Origin of the sequence: Serratia marcescens, from assembly GCF_029846115.1 — a bacterium.
In the GTDB taxonomy this organism is placed as follows: domain Bacteria; phylum Pseudomonadota; class Gammaproteobacteria; order Enterobacterales; family Enterobacteriaceae; genus Serratia; species Serratia marcescens_L.
The window spans coordinates 4,175,295-4,193,346 of sequence record NZ_JARVZZ010000001.1 but is presented as its reverse complement, the minus strand read 5'-3'; the positions used below and the strand labels follow the sequence as shown (position 1 = coordinate 4,193,346).

Genomic DNA, 18,052 nt, shown 5'->3' with positions numbered 1-18,052 from the left:
AAGTGTGAGTATGAGCAAGGAATTCAGCATGTCGGTATTGATGATGTTGTTTCGTATGGTGCGCGGTTGGCTACTGCTCGCCGTGGTCGCCGGTGTCGCCAGCGGGCTGTGCAATGCCTCTTTGCTGGCGATGATCAATCATGGTCTGGCGCAATCCAATGAGACGTCATGGCTGAGTCCGGGAGGCGATTTTGCGTTACTGACGCTGTTGATGTTGGCGACGCGCGTGGTTTCTCAAACCACGTTTATGGCGCTGGGACAAAAGGTGAAGGCACGCTTGCGCAGCGAACTGGTGCAAGACGTCAGCGAAACGCGCTGGCTGCTGTTGGAAAAAGCGGGGATGGCAAAAACGCTGTCGGTGCTGACACAAGATCTCGATACGCTGGTGGTGTTTTTCGTCAACCTGCCCAATCTGCTGATTTTCGGTGCCGTTATCGTTGGCTGTCTGGTTTACCTTGGCAGCCTGTCATTGAGCGTACTGGCGCTGGCATTGGCGGTGATTGTCTGCGGCAGCCTGGGCTACCGCGCCGCGCACGGCCCCGCGATGCGTTTGTTGCGCCGATCGCGTCAGCGCGAAGATACGCTGATTCAGCAATGCAAAAAATTGTTTGACGGTGCGAGAGAGTTTCGACTTAACGCGGTGCGCCGCCGTCAATTCGTCAGCGGTGAACTGGCGCAAAATATTGACGCGGTTCGCCGGGAGAGAACCCGCGGTTACGTGTTGTACGGTTTGGCGAGTAGTTGGGGAAGCGCGCTGTTTTTCGCTTTCATCGGCCTGGTGCTGTTTAGCTTGCGCGACGGACTGGCTTTGGACGAGCGGGCGCTTACCGGCTATATCATGGTGTTTCTGTATATGATTGTGCCGGTCGAAGGGCTGTTATCCGCCTTGCCCACCCTGGCTGGCGCGAGAGTGGCCATGCAGCGGGTACAGTCGCTGCGCGAGCAACTCAGGCCCGACGTTCCGCAGCGCCATTTTACGCCTCCCCCTTTTGCTTCGTTGGCGTTGGATAATGTCCATTACCAATATCAGAACGAAGAAGGGGAACATTTCACCCTTGGCCCGCTGAATATGCACATTGCACCCGGTGAACTCATTTTTATCGTCGGCGGCAACGGCAGCGGCAAGACGACGTTGGCGAATCTACTGGTGGGAATTTATCCTCCCGATAACGGCGCGATTTTGCTTAACGGCGAGCCGATCAGCGACGATCTTTTGGAGATGTACCGTCGGCATTTTTCGGTGGTGTTCAACGACTTCTTTCTTTTTGACGATGTGGTGTTCGTCACTGAGCGCACACAAAAGCAGGTCGAACATCTACTGCGCCTGCTGAAGTTAAGTCATAAAGTCAGTTTTGCCCACGGCCGTTTTTCAACAATTGCGCTCTCTCAGGGGCAGAGAAAACGGCTGGCTTTACTGCAGGCGTGGTTGGAAGAGCGCCCGGTTTATCTGTTTGATGAGTGGGCCGCCGATCAGGATCCTGAGTTTAAGGCGGTGTTTTACCTTGAACTCTTGCCGATGCTGAAGGCCGAAGGCAAAACGGTCATTGCGATTACTCACGATGATCGCTATTTCTACCTTGCGGATCGCATCATCAAGCTGGAATCGGGGCAGGTGGTCCCATCGATGAGTGGCGCGCCGTCATGATGCTCATCGTTTTCACCCAGCGAGATATTTGGCTTTTTTCCCTCATGCTTGATGATTCGCCCCGGCTTTCCTCAGGAAAGTGAATGCGGTGATAGTGTACTGTTGCCCGCGGGTAAGGTAATTTGCTGATGGCAATGATGACTGACGCGGGGACCAACGGACATGAACGAAAGAATCGACTATCACATCGAGAAATACCATTTCGCGCCGTTGGATGAGGCCCCCAGGCTCGCGCACCAGTGGAGCGAGGTGCTGAACGAGTGCCGCGAGACGCAGGCCGGGGCGGAAGAGCGTCTGCGCATTGCGCTGCTCAACGTGGACTACGTGACCAGTTTTGAACTGCCGTTTCGCTTATTGCTGGTGCGGGCGCCGCAGCTGATCGCCGGAATACGCGATGAGATGCCGCTCAGCCAGAAGAATGTGGTGTTCAACGGCAAGCGTTTCGGCTGTGTCTACAGCCTGAAAAGCGATTTGAGCGGCGTACCTGAGGCTTTCCAATACGGCCTGTCGACCCGTATTCACCGAACATCTGCGTCGGGCGTGGATGCGCTGCCTTACCGGGAAATCGCCAAAGCGCTCAAGGCGCCGCGTGAGCGACTCAGACTGGCGCTGGAGCAAGGGCTGCCGGTAACGGCGCTGGACGGATTGTTCTGGTTCGGCATCCAGCGCATTGCCGCCGAGGTGCGCAGGCTAAGAAAAACCGGCATGGCGATCGTGACGGCGGAAACGGAGATCTTCGACACCCTGACCGGCACCACGCGCAAGGTCCCGGTGTACCGCCTGGCCGAGAGTTAGTTGTCGTTTCAGCAGAGAGGAGGTTCACATCAGGAACCTCCTTAATAATGGTACCGCTTATCGATAGGCTTCATTGCGCGCAATCGCGTATTTCCCGCTGCCCAGCAGCAGGATGGCAAGCCCGCCCATAAAGAACACCAGTTCGTTTTCAATGCCCCAGGCGCCGACGTCAGTGACGCTGAACACCTTACCGGTACCGACCATCAGAAACGCCACCACCAGCGTCAAGGCGTAAACCAGCGCGGCGGGGCGGGTGAACAGCCCCAAAATGATCAGTATCGGCGCCAGGATCTCGCCCACGTACACGCCATAGGCGATGAAGGCGGGCAGCCCCTGTTCCTGCAGCGCGCCGGCGATCCAGCCGACGCCATGCTGAATTTTCGCCACGCCGTGAAACAGCATCAGCCCGCCGAAGGTCAATCTGAGCGCCAACTTGCCGGCGTCCGGGCGATCAAAAAGACGAGTGAATGCCGCATTCAGTGATTTAACCATGGCCTTTTCTCCTGAATAGGAATGATTTTCAATCAATGTACCAGCCAGGTGAATGCGAAAGATGTCCTGGATCAGTAAAACGGCGGGCTTTACGCCGAATTACCGGGTGAGGTTTAGCGGGCGCTTCGCGCGGCAACGCAGGCTGTCCCCGCGACTCAAATCGCGGTAAAATGCAGCAGTTCACCTTATCGCACGCCATCAGGCCGCCGTACTCGCTATGAAAATGCGCAAACCGCGCCGTCCGCCCGGGCGGTGGATTTATTACATCCTGCATGAAGACATGCTGTGGCCCTGCCCGGTCAAATGGGAGTGGGAGAGCGGCTATAACGCTTGGCTGCCGTTTTACTATTCCCCCACGTTGGAATTCGTCGCCGGCAACCCTGCCCGCGCCACCAAGGTCAGCAGCGGCCGGCGCTAAGCGTGCTGCCCGCCTTGCCGCCTGGCATCCGCTCACCTAAGATCATTGCATCACCCACAGGTTTCCGGGAGCACCCATGTCTACTCTGTTTCGCACGTCTCTTTGCGGCGCGGTGGCGTTGCTGCTTGCGGGTTGTCAGCAGACGGCGCATCAACCGGCGCCGCCCCTGCAGGCGCAGTTGGATCACATCACGCTGATGTTGGCCGGCGGGCACTTCCTGCGCGTGGACTGCGGGCGCAGTGAAGTGCCGGACGATGTGAAATTGCAACGCACCGCGATGCGTGCGGCGCAGTATCGCGGCTGGGATACGCATGCGGCAGGGTATCGGCAGTTGCCGGCACTCACCCAGGCGCGTTACCTGACTTTGCAACAGGATAATCAGCTGCTGACGGACAAATGCACCACGCTCAGCCGCAGCACCGCGCGCTTTATCGCGGCGGCGCAGGCCGATCAGGAAGACTACATGGAGTAGCGTTGCGGTAAGCCTGTCGGGCGCTCGCCGCGGGCGCCCAAAAATTCTTTGCAGGATAACGATTTATCGCTCATCATTTGAAATGATGTTTCACTTTCATCCATCGAGCCCACCTTGAACCTGTATGCCGCACTGCGTCAGCGCGTGGAAAATACGCCCTGGTACGCCAAACGGAAAAGCTACCGCGTGTTGTTCTGGCGCGAAATCACGCCGCTGGCGGTGCCGATCTTTCTGGAGAACGCTTGCGTTCTGTTGATGGGGGTGGTGAGCACCTTTCTGGTGAGCTGGCTAGGCAAAGAGGCGATGGCCGGGGTGGGGCTGGCGGACAGCTTTAACATGGTGATCATCGCCTTTTTCGCCGCGATAGATCTCGGCACCACCGTGGTGGTGGCCTTCAGCCTCGGCAAGCGCGATCGCCGGCGGGCGAGGGCGGCGGCGCGCCAGTCGCTGGTCTTGATGACCGGCGTGGCGGTGCTGTTGGCGGCGGGCATTCATCTGGCGGGTGAGCCGATCATCGATGTGATCGCCGGCGAGGCCTCACCGGAGGTGAAAGCGCTGGCGCTCTCTTACCTGCAGACCACGGTGTGGAGCTACCCGGCGGCGGCAATTGCGCTGATCGGCAGCGGCGCCCTGCGCGGCGCGGGCAATACTAAGATCCCGCTGCTGATCAACGGCGGCATGAATATCCTCAATATCATCATCAGTAGCATCCTGATTTACGGCATGCTGGGCTGGCACGGGCTGGGCTTCATCGGCGCCGGGCTGGGGCTGACGATTTCACGCTATATCGGCGCCATCGCCATTCTCTATGTGCTGTCGATCGGTTTTAACCCGGCACTGCACATCACGCTGAAAAGCTATTTCACGCCGCTGAAGATGAGCATCCTGTGGGAGGTGCTGGGGATCGGCATTCCCGCCAGCGTCGAATCGGTGCTGTTCAACGGTGGCAAGCTGTTGACGCAAGTGTTCGTCGCCGGCATGGGCACCAACGTGATCGCCGGCAATTTCATCGCTTTTTCTATCGCTTCGCTGATCAATTTGCCGGGCAACGCGCTGGGCTCGGCCTCGACCATCATCGTAGGCCGGCGGCTCGGTAAAGGCGAGATCGGTCAGGCGGAGCGGCAGCTGCGCCATATTTTCTGGTTGTCGACCCTCGGGTTGACCGCCATCGCCTGGGGCACGGCGCCGCTGGCCGGCGTCTTCGCCGCGTTCTATACCTCGCAGGATGACGTAAAAACGGTGGTGAAAACCCTGATTTGGCTCAACGCCGCCTTTATGCCGATCTGGGCCGCTTCCTGGGTATTGCCCGCCGGGCTGAAAGGGGCGCGCGACGCCCGCTTTGCCATGTGGGTGACGATGCTGGGCATGTGGGGATGCCGAGTGGTGGCCGGCTATGTGCTGGGCATCGAACTGGGCATGGGCGTGGTGGGCGTCTGGCTGGGGATGTTCCTCGATTGGGCGGTGCGTGGCGCTTTGTTTTACTGGCGCATGGTCAGCGGGCGCTGGCTGTGGAAATATCCGCGGGTGAGGCGAGAGGGGAAAGGTTAACCGTGTATTATCGGGGAACTACCGGCGCCGATTGAACGGCCGCCGGCAAGAAAATGGCGTCGTCAGGAGTGGTGAGTCGAAGGATACCAGCGCAGTGAGTTATTGACAGGGCCTTGGGTGACCAGCACTTTTCCCTTGCTCGCCAGGCTCAGCAGCAAATTGCGCGCCTGATAAATCGTCAAGTCGTTGGACTCGGCCAATTGGCGCGTGGTGGGCCATTCGCCGGGGGGCGGCGGCGGCGTTTCCATGGCTGAAGGGCACAGGTTGTGTAGCGTCGTGAGTAAATGTTGCTGCAGGTTTTGCAATTCTTGTTGTTTTGAAGTCCGTTTTGCCATGTAAGCCTCCCTTAAACTTCAGGTGAGTTTTGATATAGCGGTAAAAGATGGGTCAGAGAATAGCGCTGGTTGCCGACAAGACGCTCCTGAGCTATTCCCAGACGGCCGTCTGAACCTGATATTTCCGCCGCTATAACCCGGTGGCGCGCAAGGGACTGGATGGAGAATTCTGTTACCGGGGTCCCGGCCGGCTGTGTGTATTGGCTGTATTTCATTGTTTTTCTCCATGGTGTACTTCCGAGCCTGGTTTCACCTGTTCGGATTGTTAAGTCTTCCTTCTCTTTTCCGACGCATTATAACGCAAACGGCAAAATGGCGATCATTAATGTCGTGGAAAATATGTTTTTCGATACAATTGACTGGTGTTATTGATTTTACGATCTGTTGTCTCGCAAAAATATATTCGTCTCGTGGTTTTTGGGCTTATATTTTGTATTTATTGGTTTTGATTAAAATGACTTTCCAAGGTGTGAGTGTTTTTGTAAGAATAACCAGGCCAAAATGAGCGGGTAAGAGGGAACTTATTTTAAATATCTCTGAAGGGTAAGTTTTTAGACGATCTTTATTTAAGCGTGTTTTTCTTTTTCCTGCTTAGCTATTCGTTTATAACCCTGATTGGGTGGCAATGAATTGATAGTCGCGATTTCACAATTGCGACGTCTTTCTTTTTGGCGATGAGTAATACCGTTATTCATTCTGGAATGTATAAATGGCTGTTAAAGGAACGGGAGCAATCCTGCGCTTTTTACACAATATTAAAGGAATAAGTGAATTATGAAACTGAACAAAATCATGCTGGCAACTGTTCTGGCGTTTGGCGTGTCTTCTCTGGCGAATGCCGCCGATCAGGGTCATGGCAAAGTGACTTTTACCGGTTCTATTATTGATGCTCCTTGCTCTATTGCGCCTGAGTCGGTCGATCAAACTGTGGAAATGGGGCAGATTTCCAATGTCGCGCTGAAAAATGGCGGCAAATCAGCGCCGCGTCAGTTCGATATTAAACTGGAACAGTGCGACACCTCCACGCTGAAAACCGTCACCACCACTTTTGACGGCAAGGCTTCCGCCGCGAACCCAGATCTGCTGGGCATCATCGGTACCGCCAGCGGCGCCAGCATCGCCATTACCGACATGGCGAGCAATCCGATCAAACTGGGCACCGCAACGGCTCCTCAGACGTTGAACGACGGCAACAACACGCTGCGCTTCGCGGCTTACCTGCAGGGTGACGGCGCTTCCGCCACCGTGGTTCCAGGTGATTTTACCGCCGTAGCCGATTTCAAACTGGCTTACCAATAAGTCTCATCGCCATTGGCGTGACGTCTTTTATGCATGCGGGATACCCCGCATGCATTTTCCCAGGATGAAGGGTATTTGTCAGGGGTATTTAATGAACCGGTTTATTTACCATTTAGTGTCTCCTTGCATATTGATGACCATGCTAGTTATTCCGGCCACTCAGGCTGCTCCCAAGGTTCAGGGATGGGGGCGAGTGAATATGCAAGGAGCCATTATCGATACCGCTTGCGCCATTGCCGCCGGCAGTCGCGATCAGACTATCGATATGGATGTGTTGCCGCTGGGAAATATCGCGCGCGATGGACAGGGCAATACGCGCCCATTCACCATCGAATTAATCAACTGCACGTTTGAACGGCCAAAGCCCAACTTGCCTGACTGGAAGCAATTCCAGGTTGTTTTTGACGGCGATGCCGATGGCGAGTTATTCGGCGTGCGCGGAGACGCGAAGGGTGTGGCGCTGCAAATATCCGATGGCCAAGGGAATATCGTGGCGCCCGGTGTGCCTTTGCCGCGTGGCGATATTTCACCAGGAAGCATGTCGCTCAACTATTCCATCAAGCTGGTTGCCAATAATCAACCGCTACATGCCGGGAGCTATTTTTCTGCGGTGCGCTTCAAGCTGGATTATTACTGAATTTTTTATTACGGCTTACGGTGGGCCGCAACGACGGAAATATACGATAAAGGTTAGGGATATGATGTTATCACCTGCTGGGAAGCTATTTCGATTTCAGGTTTTGGGGTTATGTATCACGCTAGCGCTGGGAAGTTCATCAACGCGTGTTTACGCTGAAGACGGTATTCAATTTAATACTGACATTCTGGATGTTAACGATCGGAAAAATATCGACCTAAGCCAATTTTCCCGCAGCGGCTACATTATGCCGGGGAGTTACAGCATGGTGGTTCATATCAATAAAAACGAACTACCGGAGCAAAAAATATCGTTTTATCCGCCGGACAACGATCCGGACGGCAGCCGGGCCTGCATCACCAAAGCGTTGGTCGAACAATTGGGGCTGAAGCAAGAGATGATGCGATCGCTCAGCTGGTGGCATCAGGGTGAGTGTCTGGACGAATCCAGCCTTAAGGGCATGGAGTCGCGCGGCGATCTTGCGACGGCTGCGATCTATCTGAGCGTGCCGCAGGCTTACATGGAGTACAGCTCGGAAGACTGGGATCCGCCGTCGCGCTGGGATGAGGGTATTCCGGGGTTGTTGTTCGACTACAACCTCAATGCTCAAAGCCGGCATCAGCAAAAGGAGGGCACTCGCGAGTATAGCGTCAGCGGCAACGGTACCGCCGGCGCCAACCTCGGCGCCTGGCGTCTGCGCGCCGACTGGCAGGGGCAGCTCAACCATCAAACCGGTGTCGGGCAGCCTACCGATAAGAAGTTGGACTGGAGCCGCTATTACGCCTATCGCGCCATCCCCGCGCTGCGTTCGCGCCTGACGCTGGGTGAAGATTATTTGGATTCGGGCATTTTCGAGAGCTTCCGTTTTTCAGGCGCGAGTCTGGTCTCCGACGACAATATGCTGCCGCCCAACCTGCGCGGCTATGCGCCAGAGGTGGTCGGCGTGGCCAAAACCAACGCCAAGGTGACCATCAGTCAGCAGGGGCGGGTGATCTATGAAACCCAGGTGGCGGCGGGGCCGTTCCGTATTCAGGACATCAATGACGCCATCTCCGGCGAGTTGGATGTGAGGGTGGAAGAACAAGACGGCAGCATACAGGCGTTCAAGATGAACACCGCCAGCATTCCGTATCTGACCCGCCCGGGCTCGTGGCGTTTCAAACTGGCGGCGGGCAAGCCGTCCGACTGGCAACACCACTCTCGCGGGCCGCTGTTTGGCACCGGCGAATTCTCATGGGGCATCAGCAACGGCTGGTCGTTGTATGGCGGCGCGTTGGCGGGCGGCGATTATAACGCCCTTTCGCTGGGCGTGGGGCGCGATCTGATGATGTTCGGCGCGCTGTCGTTCGACGCCACTCAATCGCGGGCGCGCCTGCCGCAGCAGGAAAAAACGCTGAGCGGCGGTTCTTACCGGGTGAGCTATTCGAAAACCTTCGATGAGTTGGACAGCCAGGTCACCTTCGCCGGCTACCGTTTCTCGGAAGAAGACTACATGAGCATGAGCGAATACCTCGACGCGCGTTATTACGGTAATCGGGTCGGCAACAACAAGGAGATGTACACCATCACCTTTAACAAGCAGTTCCGCGACTGGGGGTTGAGCACTTACCTCAACTACAACCATCAGACTTATTGGGATCGCCCGGCCAATGACCGTTACAGCCTGACGGCGTCGCGCTATTTCGACATCGGCGACTTCAAAAACCTAAGCCTGTCGTTGTCGGCTTATCGCAACCGTTACAACGAGACCAACGACGACGGCATGTATCTGTCGCTGTCAATGCCGTGGGGCAATGGTGCCACTCTCAGCTACAACACCACGGTGAATCGCAACGACAACACTCATCGCGTGGGGTACTACAACCGCGTCGACGAACACAACAACTATCAGGTGAGCGCCGGCAGCGCGCGTAGCGGCGCCAATTTGAACGGCTACTACAACCACGAGGGCGACGTGGCGCGTCTGAGCGCCAACGCCAGCTATCAGGCCGGTCGCTACAGCGCCGTTGGCCTGTCCGCGCAGGGAGGGATGACCGTCACGCAGGAAGGCGGCGCGCTGCATCGCTCTACCGTTATGGGCGGTACGCGCTTGTTGCTGGACACCAACGGCGTAGCCGGGGTACCGGTGCGCGGCTACGGCAGCACCGTGAGCACCAACCGCTTCGGCAAGGCGGTGGTGGCGGACGTCAATAGCTATTACCGCAACAAGGCCAGCATCGATCTGAACAAGCTGGGAGACAACGCCGAGGCCACCCGATCGGTGGTGCAGGCCACCCTGACCGAAGGGGCGATTGGCTACCGCAAGTTCGATGTGATAGCCGGTGAGAAGGCAATGGCGATCGTCAAACTGGCGGACGGCAGTACGCCGCCGTTCGGCGCTACGGTGCTGAACGCCCGCAAACAGGAAACCGGCATCGTCAACGACGGCGGCAGCGTCTACCTGAGCGGCATCAACGCCGGTGAAACCATGACGGTCCACTGGAATGGCGCCGCACAGTGCCAAATACAGCTGCCGTCTTCGCTGCCGACCGACATGCTGATGCGCACATTGCTGCTGCCTTGCCGGCCGCTCGCCCCGGCTGAATAAATTCATCATTCTGAATCTGGAGTAATCGACAACATGCAGAACATTTCCCTGAAGACCGCGGCGGCGATCGCCCTGTTGAGCACAGCGATGTCGCAGCAGGCATCGGCGGCGATCGCGCTCGATCGCACCCGGGTGATCTTTGACGGCGGCCAGAGCTCGGTCAGCCTGAACCTCAGCAACCAGAACAAACAGCTGCCGTATCTGGCGCAGGGGTGGCTGGAGGACGAGCAGGGCAACAAGATTCAGAGCCCGCTGGTAGTGCTGCCGCCGGTGCAGCGCATCGAGCCGGGCAAACCTAGCCAGATAAAGATTCAGGCGCTGCCGGCGGCCAAGCAGCTGCCACAGGATCGCGAGAGTCTGTACTACTTCAATTTGCGCGAGATCCCGCCGAAGAGCGACAAACCGAACACGCTGCAGATCGCGCTGCAAACGCGTATCAAGCTGTTTTACCGGCCGACGGCGATTGTGCCGAGCCGCGCCGACATGGCGACGCCGTGGCAAGAGCAACTGACACTGACGCGCCAGGGAGACGGCTATCAGGTCAATAACCCGACCCCTTATTACATCACCATTGTCGATGCCGGGAGCAAAAAGCACGGCGAAGGCGCGCAGGGTTTCGAGCCCTTCATGATCGCGCCCAAGAGCAATGCGCGGCTGACCGTGAGCGCGGCGGCCCTGGGCGGCAGCCCGGTGCTGACCTATATCAACGACTACGGCGGCCGGCCGCAGCTCAGTTTCAGCTGCAGCGGCGGCAGTTGCAAAGTGGTGCCGGAAAAGAAACCGGCTTCATAACCCTCTGTTCAGGCCGTTATCGACGGGAGAGTGACTCAGGTGCAAAGGATGAAACGAAAACTGAAAAAGGACAGCCTGCCGCAGCGCTGCGAATGGCGCTATTACGCCGCGATGGGCGGCCTGGCGCTGATGTTGCCGCTGCTATTGCCGAAAGCCGTCGCGGCCGACAACTGGCAGGTGGAAGGCGCCAACGGCGTGTTGCAGGTGCGCGGCGCGCTGACGGAGAGTGCCTGTCGGTTGGAGATGACCAGCGCGCGGCAGGATATTTGGCTGGGGGAAACCGGCACCGCACGCTTGCGGCAGGCCGGCGATCGCGGGCTGCCGGTGGCGTTCGAGCTGCGCTTGCAGGATTGTCTGCGCGCCTCGACCAGCCAGCGCGATGCGCGCACCGGCGCGCTGACCTGGGCGCCGAACCAGCCGGCGGTGACGGTCAGCTTCGGCGCGCCGACGGATATGGACAATCCACAGTTGGTGAAAGCGCAGGGCGTTTCTGGTCTGGGGCTGCGCCTGCTGGACGGCCGCGGCCGCGACGTTCGCCTGGGCAGCCGCGGTGAGCCGCTGATGCTGACGCCGGGGCAGAATACCTTGAGCTACACCGTCGCGCCGGAGCGAACCGCGGCACCGTTGATGGCCGGCGCTTATCGGGCGGCGGTGGATTTTAGGCTGAGTTATGACTGAGGCGGCGAGATGGCGCAGAAGATGAAACGAAGCCGAACGGCGATCTGGCTGGTGGGGCTGTTGGCGCTGATTCAACTGTCGGCTAAGGCGAACACCCTGGTAAACGTCCGGGTCACCGTGCTTTCGCCCCCCTGCATCATCAACGGTGGGCAGCCAATCGAGGTGAATTTCGGCGATGAAGTGATGACCACCCGGATCGACGGCAACAACTATCGGCGGCCGGTGAACTATACGCTGACGTGCAACGGGCAGAGCAGCAACGCTCTCAAATTGCAGGTTCAGGGGGCGGCTGCCGGTTTCGACGGTCAATTGTTGCGCACCAGCCAGGACGGACTGGGTATCGCGCTGCTTCACGGGGGAGGCCGCTGGCCGATCAATCAGTGGTTGAATTTTACCTATCCCGTCACGCCGACGCTTGAGGCGGTGCCGGTGAAATCGGCCGCTGCCAAACTGACGGCGGGCGAATTCACCGCCGGCGCGACGATGAAAGTGGACTATCAGTAACGCAGGAGCGAGAGCATGAAACAGCGTTTAACGGCGAGCGTGCTGCTGTGCGCCGGCGTGGTGTGCCACTTCGCATGGGCGGATAAAACGGTCGATATGCAGTTCCGCGGCACGCTGATTGAGCCGCCGCCCTGCACCATCAACGATGATGGCGTGATCGATGTGGATTTCGGCGATCGCGTCGGTATCAATAAGGTCGACGGCGTGAATTACCGGCAAACCATCGGCTATCGCATTACCTGCGAGCCGGGGATCGGCAAGTGGGACATGATGTTGAGCCTGAACGGCACGGCGACGTCTTTCGATGAGGCGGCGGTGCAAACCAACCACCGTTATCTGGGCATTCGCATTTACCAAAATGCCGCGCCATTCAAAGTGGGCAGTTCGCTGCCCATCGATCCGCTCAAGCCGCCGGTGCTGGAAGCGGTGCCGGTCAGCAAGGCGGGGGAAACCTTGACGGAAGGGGCGTTCGACGCCACTGCGACCCTGCAGGCTGACTACCAGTGAAGGAGGGAACACGTATGAAAATGACGCCAAGACGCCGCTGGGCGACGGCGGGGCTGTTGCTGTTTTCACTGGGCGCGAGCGGCATGGCGCGTGCGGCGGACAATCTGTATATGCACGGCGCGCTGGTGGCGGAGCCCTGTGTCATTCAGCCGGGCGACGAAGATATCCAACTGGATTTCGGCACCGTGGTCGACAAATACCTGTACTTGAACCAGCGCACGTTGAGCCAACCGTTCGCGCTGCGGCTGTCCGAATGCGATCTGAGCCTGGGAAAAACGGTGTCGATCACCTTCAAGGGCGAGGAAAACCCGCAGTTGCCGGGGCTGTTGGCGCTGGCGGCGAGCAGCGAGGCCAGCGGGATCGCCATCGGTATGGAAACCGCGCAAGGGCAGCCATTGCCGCTCAACAGCGCCGGCGGCAAGTACCCGTTGCAGAACGGCAGTACGGTAATCGCTGTGCAGGCTTACGTGCGGGGCGAACCGGAGGCGCTGGCGAAGAAGACCATTGGTCGGGGCGCGTTCAACGCCATTGCGACTTTCAACCTGGACTATCAATAAACGCCGGGCCGGCCCGGTATTTGGCAAAACAGAATAAGGACCTGACGCGATGCAGCGTGCTCACTTCAGATGGATGTCTCTACTGCTTGGCCTGGTGCCGGGGCTGTGCTCGGCACAAATCTATTCGTACGTCACCCAAAGCACCGGCTCTCCCTCCAACGCTAGCTATAAGTTCGTGCTTGAAAGCTGGGATATGGACGACCTGTCGCCCAATCCCTGCTATCAGCAGGCAAATTGCGCCATCGGCATTAACCACCGGCATACCAGCACCAACACCGGGGGCACATCTTCGGTGTCACCGTCTGCCTACGTTGTCGGCTCGACGCGTTATCCGCAAATTACTCAATTGGCGACGATGGGCGAGCTCAGCCGTTTTTATCAAAGCATCTATCCGTTGCCGATACAGGGGAGCACTTCGCACGTGGGGGAGTCGATCACTCAGGAGTGCGTCGGGTTGTTTTACAACACGCGCTCCGGTTCCGCGGTAACGGGAAGCAATGCGCGCCTGATGCCCAGCAGCGTCTGCGGCATCGCGCCGCCGCCGGTCGGGGTGTGCGGCATTGATGAGCAGCAGCTCGATTTGAACCATGGGGTGCTGCAGGACACTGAACTGGCGGGCAATACCGCGCGCGGCAGTCTGCGGGTGGTGTGTTCGCAGAAGATGAATATCGTCATGTATATCCGCACCGGTAGCAACGGCCGTTTGGATCTGGGCAACAACTCGGGCGTCTACAGCACGCTGCGCATCAATGGCGTGTTGGGCAATCAGGGGTATCCGTTCACTGCCGACACGAGCGGCATCACGTTGCCGGTCACTTCAACGCTCGGCGTGACCGGAACGGTCAAAGCGGGTGATTACTCGGGCCAATCGGTCGCCATTCTGGCGCTGCCGTAGCCGCATTACCCGCGCCGCGCGCCGTCGCGATACCGCGTTATGCCGTTGAGTCGCCCGCCATCGGGGGGATGACTCACGCTCGGCGGCGGCCGGGAAGGATTATTTCAAAGGGAGTGTGCCGATGGAAAGCACCATCACTCTGGCGTTTATCGATAATGACCGTTTCTTTATCGAAGGATTGCAGCGGCTGCTGCTGGCGTATTTTTCGCGCCGAGGTATGCGGGTTCAACTGCTGGACGCCGCACAGGCGCACCGGGCGGATATGGTGTTCCAGTCCGTGGAGCGAGACTGGCAGGCGCGTTTCTGCCTGTGTTCAGTGAGCGGCAGCCGACCGATCAACTTTGCGCTGCGTGAGCCGGGCGATACTCGCTGGCGCGATAAGCCGCGATGCATCAGCGAAGCGGGGGTGATCTTCCGCAATGACTCACCTGGCAGCGTAGTCGGACAGCTGGACCTCGCACTGACGGGGATGGCGGCGCGAGCGTACGGCGGTGAAGCGCGCCGGTGTCATTGGTGTGAACGGCAGCGCATTACCCGTCGTGAGCAGGACGTGATGCGCTATCTGGCCTGCGAATTGCCGCAGACCACCATCGCGCGCAACCTGCACCTGAGCGTGAAAACCGTCAGCAATCACAAACAGGCGGCGATGAGAAAACTGGGTTTCAAACGCAACGTGGATCTCTACCACTGGCTGCGAATGGGCGGGTTGAAAACCGTAGAGCGGCCGTGAGGGCGCGGCTCAGGCGCCTGAGCCGCTGCGGCGTCAATACAGCAGGGTCATCGCGCTGAAAAACAACAGCGTCAACGCGATGATGATGACGTTTTGCGTGGCTTTGCGCACCAACCTGCTGGCGCTCAGCCGGCTGTCGATGACGTAGAGCAGCGGCACCATCAGCAGCACGTAGGCGAACATCAGCATGGCGGTAAAAGGCTGCACATTCATTCCGGTGGCTCCTGTGAGTCATCTTGGCCGATCAGGTGTACCAGCACGGCCTCTGTTTGAAGGGGAAGCCCGACAAAGGGCGAATTGACGAGGGCAGGCGGCTCGAACGGCAGGCCGGCGCGCCGCGTCTTCACCGCCGCTTGCAGGATCTTCTTTTGGTGTCTTTGCGTGTGGTCGACCATGCGCCTCCGAATAGGGCCGCCCGCAGGCGGCCGACTGCCGTATTGCCCATTAAGGTGGAGAAGGATTGCGGGCCACTGCCGGGGCCACGCACTTATAATATTGCGAATGATAATTATTATCAATAATGAAAATGAAAAAATTAAGGGTATTGCGGGCGGCGCATTAGGCGGGGCGTAAAAAGAAAAAGCACGCCTTGCGGCGTGCTTTGCGGGGTACTAACGGCGGTGGTTACTTCTGATCGGGCAGCGCGTAAGCGACCACGTAGTCGCCCAGCTTGGTGCCGAAGGAACCGTGGCCGCCGGCGTAGATCAGCACGTACTGCTTGCCGTTGGCCTCATAGGTCATCGGCGTCGCCTGGCCGCCGGCCGGCAAGCGCGCTTCCCACAGTTTTTCACCGTTGGTCACGCTGAAGGCGCGCAGATAGTTGTCAGCGGTGGCGCCGATGAAGAACACGTTACCGGCGGTGGTCACCGGACCGCCCAGCATCGGCATGCCCATTTTGAACGGCAACGGCAGCGGTGAGCTGTCGCGCACGGTGCCGATGCGTTTTTTCCACACGATGTCGTTGGTTTTCAGATCCACGGCGGAAATGTAACCCCAGGCCGGCTGTTTGCACGGCAGGCCGAACGGTGACAAGAACGGGTTCAGGGTAACGCCGAACGGTACGCCATATTGCGGCTGTACACCGGATTCGGTGCCGCTGCCGCCTTTGTCGCCTTCCGGCGGCTCAATCGGGTTGCCTGGGCCGCGCGGGATCAGTTTGGACACGAACGGCAGCGCGATCGGGTTGGCGATGGCGATTTCGCGATCGGTATCGACGGCCAGGCCGCCCCATTCGAACATGCCCAGGTTACCCGGGAACACCAGCGTGCCCTGCTCGGATGGCGGGGTGAAGGTGCCTTCATAGCGCAGGCTGTGGAACATCACGCGGCAGACCAGTTGGTCATAGATGGTCGCGCCCCACATGTCCGCACCGGTCAGTTTTTTCTCAGGACGGAAGGTCAGCTCGGAGAACGGTTGGGTCGGCGACAGGCGATCGCCTTTGGCCGGGCCCTGCGGTACCGGTTTCTCCGGCGCCGGCACCACCAGTTCGCCGTTGGTGCGGTTCAGCACGAAGATGTTGCCGGTTTTGGTCGGTACGTAGATGACCGGCACTTTTTTACCGCTCTTGTCGGTAATGTCCGCCAGGGTCGGCTGTGCAGGCACGTCCATATCCCACAGGTCGTGGTGGACCGTCTGATAGAACCAGACCAGTTTGCCGGTGGAGGCGTTCAGCGCCAGCAGGCCGCTGGCGTAGCGCTCCATTTCCGGGGTGCGGTTGCCGCCCCAGATGTCCGGCGTGGCGACGCCCATCGGCAGATAGACGATATTCAGCTTGGCGTCATAGGCGGCCGGCGCCCAGGAGTTCGGCGAGTTCGGCACGAAGTGATGCTCGTCCGCCGGGATGGCGTTCGGATCTTTCGCACCCGGATCGAAGGCCCACAGCAGCTTGCCGCTGTTGACGTCGAAGCCGCGGATCACGCCGGAAGGCTCACGGTTGGAGTAGTTGTCGGTCACGGCACCGGCGACGACGATCACGTTATCGGTGATCACCGGCGGTGAAGTCGGCTCGTAGTGGCCCGGCGTCGCATACGGCATGTTGCTCTGCAGGTTCAGCTCGCCGTTGTTGGCGAAGTCCGGGCACGGTTTACCGGTTTCGGCGTCCAGCGCGAACAGGCGGCCGTCGTTGACCGGCAGAATGATGCGGCGTGCGCACATCGCCGGTGCGGCGTTGCCGGCAGCCTCTGCGGCGTTGCCGGCAGCCTCTGCGGCGGCAGCGGTTTCGTGGTAAGACACGCCGCGGCAGGTGATGTGCTGGAAGGTCGGGTTGTACTTCAGCTGCGGATCAAACTTCCATTTTTCTTTACCGGTGGCGGCATCCAGCGCAAACAGCTTCTGGTGCGGCGTACACATGTAAAGGGTATCGCGGATCTTGATCGGCGTGACTTCGTTGGTGATCTCACCCGGATCGTTGGCGGTCTTCAGATCGCCGGTCTGGAAACGCCAAACCTCTTGCAGCTGGCCAACGTTTTTGTCGTTGATCTGGCTCAGCGGCGAGTAACGGGTGCCTTCCTGGGTGCGGCCATAGGCCGGCCAGTCGGCGCCGGTGGCGTCTTTCGGCTGTACCTGTGCGGCGTCGAGGGTGCCGTTGATCTCTTGCGGATCGTTGAATACGGCATAGGCCAGCGCGATGACGGTGATGACCAGCGCCGCGCTCAGCGCACCATAGGCGAACTTGCCGTTGGCGACCAGCTTACGGTAGATAAACGGCAGCACCAGCCACAGGCCGAAGAAGAAGGTGACGTCCAGGCGCGGCGTCAACGCCCAGAAGTCCGGGCCGACTTCCCACAGGGCCCAAACGGTGGTGCCCAGCAGGAACACCGCGTACAGCAGCAGCGCGGTGGCGCGGCGGCGGAACAGCAGCCAAGAGGTCGCCAGCAGCACCAGCCCGGCGATGATGTAATACAGCGAACCGCCCAATTTGGCCAGCCAAATGCCGCCGCCGAGCAGATAAAGCCCGCTCAGGGCGGCAAACAGCGCCGTTATGACGATAAGCGGCGATAGTGACGCTTTATTTTGCATAGCAATACCCTTACCAAAAATGAAAGTCCCCGATTTAGAGATTAAGCCAAATCGGAAAAAACACGCGGTTTCTCCCTAATATTTCAGCGGGAAGCCGCTAGGGTGACGTAAAACCCATCCCGTCTTTTAACCTTAAGGTGCTT

The 18,052-nt window shown here is 58.7% G+C and carries 21 protein-coding genes; 15 read left to right on the top strand and 6 right to left on the bottom strand.

What is annotated here, in order from left to right; genetic code table 11:
• Positions 1–10: 10 nt before the first annotated feature.
• Positions 11–1,645, top strand: a complete 1,635-nt coding sequence (locus QDT79_RS20035) for a cyclic peptide export ABC transporter (RefSeq protein ID WP_233221866.1) — start codon at positions 11–13, stop codon at positions 1,643–1,645.
• Between the two features lie 162 nt (positions 1,646–1,807).
• On the top strand, positions 1,808–2,440 hold the full coding sequence (locus tag QDT79_RS20030; RefSeq protein WP_063990434.1) for an ECs1377 family protein: 633 nt from the start codon (positions 1,808–1,810) through the stop codon (positions 2,438–2,440).
• A gap of 57 nt (positions 2,441–2,497) precedes the next feature.
• On the opposite strand, the gene QDT79_RS20025 is transcribed toward QDT79_RS20030, so the two are convergent.
• Positions 2,498–2,932, bottom strand: a complete 435-nt coding sequence (locus QDT79_RS20025) for a DoxX family protein (RefSeq protein ID WP_063990433.1) — start codon at positions 2,930–2,932, stop codon at positions 2,498–2,500.
• 217 nt (positions 2,933–3,149) lie between these two features.
• On the opposite strand from QDT79_RS20025, the gene QDT79_RS20020 reads away from it, so the two are divergent.
• From QDT79_RS20020 to QDT79_RS20010, 3 genes are all read left to right on the top strand, one after another.
• Positions 3,150–3,350 (top strand): hypothetical protein, encoded by a 201-nt coding sequence (locus tag QDT79_RS20020; protein ID WP_016927170.1) that lies wholly within the window; start codon positions 3,150–3,152, stop codon positions 3,348–3,350.
• 76 nt (positions 3,351–3,426) lie between these two features.
• Positions 3,427–3,822, top strand: coding sequence for a type II secretion system pilot lipoprotein GspS (gspS, locus tag QDT79_RS20015; RefSeq protein WP_308316963.1), 396 nt, complete (start codon positions 3,427–3,429; stop codon positions 3,820–3,822).
• Positions 3,823–3,936: 114 nt separating this feature from the next.
• Positions 3,937–5,370 (top strand): EmmdR/YeeO family multidrug/toxin efflux MATE transporter, encoded by a 1,434-nt coding sequence (locus QDT79_RS20010; RefSeq protein ID WP_308316962.1) that lies wholly within the window; start codon positions 3,937–3,939, stop codon positions 5,368–5,370.
• A 62-nt stretch (positions 5,371–5,432) separates the two neighbouring features.
• Here the strand turns inward: QDT79_RS20010 and QDT79_RS20005 are convergent, their stop codons facing one another.
• Together QDT79_RS20005 and QDT79_RS20000 are read right to left on the bottom strand one after the other, a co-directional pair.
• On the bottom strand, positions 5,433–5,705 hold the full coding sequence (locus QDT79_RS20005) for a FaeA/PapI family transcriptional regulator (protein WP_063990430.1): 273 nt from the start codon (positions 5,703–5,705) through the stop codon (positions 5,433–5,435).
• Between the two features lie 11 nt (positions 5,706–5,716).
• Positions 5,717–5,920, bottom strand: a complete 204-nt coding sequence (locus tag QDT79_RS20000) for a hypothetical protein (RefSeq protein ID WP_130017216.1) — start codon at positions 5,918–5,920, stop codon at positions 5,717–5,719.
• Between the two features lie 559 nt (positions 5,921–6,479).
• Here QDT79_RS20000 and QDT79_RS19995 point away from each other — a divergent pair.
• The 10 genes from QDT79_RS19995 to QDT79_RS19950 all read left to right on the top strand — a co-directional run bounded on the left by QDT79_RS19995 (position 6,480) and on the right by QDT79_RS19950 (position 14,891).
• Positions 6,480–7,004, top strand: coding sequence for a fimbrial protein (locus QDT79_RS19995; RefSeq protein ID WP_033635129.1), 525 nt, complete (start codon positions 6,480–6,482; stop codon positions 7,002–7,004).
• Positions 7,005–7,095: 91 nt separating this feature from the next.
• Positions 7,096–7,641, top strand: coding sequence for a fimbrial protein (locus QDT79_RS19990; RefSeq protein WP_107226592.1), 546 nt, complete (start codon positions 7,096–7,098; stop codon positions 7,639–7,641).
• A gap of 61 nt (positions 7,642–7,702) precedes the next feature.
• Positions 7,703–10,228 carry an outer membrane usher protein gene (locus QDT79_RS19985; RefSeq protein ID WP_063990429.1) on the top strand — a complete coding sequence of 842 codons (2,526 nt, stop codon included), beginning with the start codon at positions 7,703–7,705 and terminating at the stop codon, positions 10,226–10,228.
• Positions 10,229–10,261: 33 nt separating this feature from the next.
• A complete protein-coding gene (locus QDT79_RS19980; RefSeq protein WP_033635126.1) occupies positions 10,262–11,020 on the top strand; it encodes a fimbria/pilus periplasmic chaperone in 759 nt (252 codons plus the stop codon).
• A gap of 48 nt (positions 11,021–11,068) precedes the next feature.
• Positions 11,069–11,698: a fimbrial protein gene (locus QDT79_RS19975; protein ID WP_209007969.1), complete on the top strand. Its 630-nt coding sequence runs from the start codon at positions 11,069–11,071 to the stop codon at positions 11,696–11,698.
• Between the two features lie 9 nt (positions 11,699–11,707).
• On the top strand, positions 11,708–12,202 hold the full coding sequence (locus QDT79_RS19970) for a fimbrial protein (RefSeq protein WP_063990428.1): 495 nt from the start codon (positions 11,708–11,710) through the stop codon (positions 12,200–12,202).
• A 15-nt stretch (positions 12,203–12,217) separates the two neighbouring features.
• The gene (locus tag QDT79_RS19965; protein WP_063990427.1) at positions 12,218–12,709 is read left to right on the top strand and encodes a fimbrial protein; all 492 of its coding nucleotides are present in this window, start codon (positions 12,218–12,220) and stop codon (positions 12,707–12,709) included.
• Positions 12,710–12,723: 14 nt separating this feature from the next.
• A complete protein-coding gene (locus QDT79_RS19960; protein WP_130017218.1) occupies positions 12,724–13,266 on the top strand; it encodes a fimbrial protein in 543 nt (180 codons plus the stop codon).
• A 73-nt stretch (positions 13,267–13,339) separates the two neighbouring features.
• Positions 13,340–14,161, top strand: coding sequence for an MrpH family fimbial adhesin (locus QDT79_RS19955; RefSeq protein WP_233221865.1), 822 nt, complete (start codon positions 13,340–13,342; stop codon positions 14,159–14,161).
• Between the two features lie 121 nt (positions 14,162–14,282).
• Positions 14,283–14,891 (top strand): helix-turn-helix transcriptional regulator, encoded by a 609-nt coding sequence (locus QDT79_RS19950; RefSeq protein WP_308316961.1) that lies wholly within the window; start codon positions 14,283–14,285, stop codon positions 14,889–14,891.
• 33 nt (positions 14,892–14,924) lie between these two features.
• On the opposite strand, the gene QDT79_RS19945 is transcribed toward QDT79_RS19950, so the two are convergent.
• From QDT79_RS19945 to QDT79_RS19935, 3 genes are all read right to left on the bottom strand, one after another.
• Positions 14,925–15,104, bottom strand: coding sequence for a hypothetical protein (locus QDT79_RS19945; protein WP_063990424.1), 180 nt, complete (start codon positions 15,102–15,104; stop codon positions 14,925–14,927).
• The gene (locus QDT79_RS19940) at positions 15,101–15,286 is read right to left on the bottom strand and encodes a hypothetical protein (RefSeq protein WP_063990423.1); all 186 of its coding nucleotides are present in this window, start codon (positions 15,284–15,286) and stop codon (positions 15,101–15,103) included. The genes QDT79_RS19945 and QDT79_RS19940 overlap by 4 nt, the downstream gene beginning before the upstream one ends.
• 229 nt (positions 15,287–15,515) lie before the next feature.
• Positions 15,516–17,909, bottom strand: coding sequence for a glucose/quinate/shikimate family membrane-bound PQQ-dependent dehydrogenase (locus QDT79_RS19935; protein ID WP_308316960.1), 2,394 nt, complete (start codon positions 17,907–17,909; stop codon positions 15,516–15,518).
• Positions 17,910–18,052 lie beyond the last annotated feature (143 nt).

Excerpts from the sequence above, each read along its gene's own strand:
- QDT79_RS20035 (WP_233221866.1), top strand. The coding sequence starts at position 11 with ATGAGCAAGGAATTCAGCATGTCGGTATTGATGATGTTGTTTCGTATG.
- QDT79_RS20030 (WP_063990434.1), top strand. The coding sequence starts at position 1,808 with ATGAACGAAAGAATCGACTATCACATCGAGAAATACCATTTCGCGCCG.
- QDT79_RS20025 (WP_063990433.1), bottom strand. The coding sequence starts at position 2,932 with ATGGTTAAATCACTGAATGCGGCATTCACTCGTCTTTTTGATCGCCCG.
- QDT79_RS20020 (WP_016927170.1), top strand. The coding sequence starts at position 3,150 with ATGAAAATGCGCAAACCGCGCCGTCCGCCCGGGCGGTGGATTTATTAC.
- gspS (WP_308316963.1), top strand. The coding sequence starts at position 3,427 with ATGTCTACTCTGTTTCGCACGTCTCTTTGCGGCGCGGTGGCGTTGCTG.
- QDT79_RS20005 (WP_063990430.1), bottom strand. The coding sequence starts at position 5,705 with ATGGCAAAACGGACTTCAAAACAACAAGAATTGCAAAACCTGCAGCAA.
- QDT79_RS20000 (WP_130017216.1), bottom strand. The coding sequence starts at position 5,920 with ATGAAATACAGCCAATACACACAGCCGGCCGGGACCCCGGTAACAGAA.
- QDT79_RS19995 (WP_033635129.1), top strand. The coding sequence starts at position 6,480 with ATGAAACTGAACAAAATCATGCTGGCAACTGTTCTGGCGTTTGGCGTG.
- QDT79_RS19990 (WP_107226592.1), top strand. The coding sequence starts at position 7,096 with ATGAACCGGTTTATTTACCATTTAGTGTCTCCTTGCATATTGATGACC.
- QDT79_RS19985 (WP_063990429.1), top strand. The coding sequence starts at position 7,703 with ATGATGTTATCACCTGCTGGGAAGCTATTTCGATTTCAGGTTTTGGGG.
- QDT79_RS19980 (WP_033635126.1), top strand. The coding sequence starts at position 10,262 with ATGCAGAACATTTCCCTGAAGACCGCGGCGGCGATCGCCCTGTTGAGC.
- QDT79_RS19975 (WP_209007969.1), top strand. The coding sequence starts at position 11,069 with ATGAAACGAAAACTGAAAAAGGACAGCCTGCCGCAGCGCTGCGAATGG.
- QDT79_RS19970 (WP_063990428.1), top strand. The coding sequence starts at position 11,708 with ATGGCGCAGAAGATGAAACGAAGCCGAACGGCGATCTGGCTGGTGGGG.
- QDT79_RS19965 (WP_063990427.1), top strand. The coding sequence starts at position 12,218 with ATGAAACAGCGTTTAACGGCGAGCGTGCTGCTGTGCGCCGGCGTGGTG.
- QDT79_RS19960 (WP_130017218.1), top strand. The coding sequence starts at position 12,724 with ATGAAAATGACGCCAAGACGCCGCTGGGCGACGGCGGGGCTGTTGCTG.
- QDT79_RS19955 (WP_233221865.1), top strand. The coding sequence starts at position 13,340 with ATGTCTCTACTGCTTGGCCTGGTGCCGGGGCTGTGCTCGGCACAAATC.
- QDT79_RS19950 (WP_308316961.1), top strand. The coding sequence starts at position 14,283 with ATGGAAAGCACCATCACTCTGGCGTTTATCGATAATGACCGTTTCTTT.
- QDT79_RS19945 (WP_063990424.1), bottom strand. The coding sequence starts at position 15,104 with ATGAATGTGCAGCCTTTTACCGCCATGCTGATGTTCGCCTACGTGCTG.
- QDT79_RS19940 (WP_063990423.1), bottom strand. The coding sequence starts at position 15,286 with ATGGTCGACCACACGCAAAGACACCAAAAGAAGATCCTGCAAGCGGCG.
- QDT79_RS19935 (WP_308316960.1), bottom strand. The coding sequence starts at position 17,909 with ATGCAAAATAAAGCGTCACTATCGCCGCTTATCGTCATAACGGCGCTG.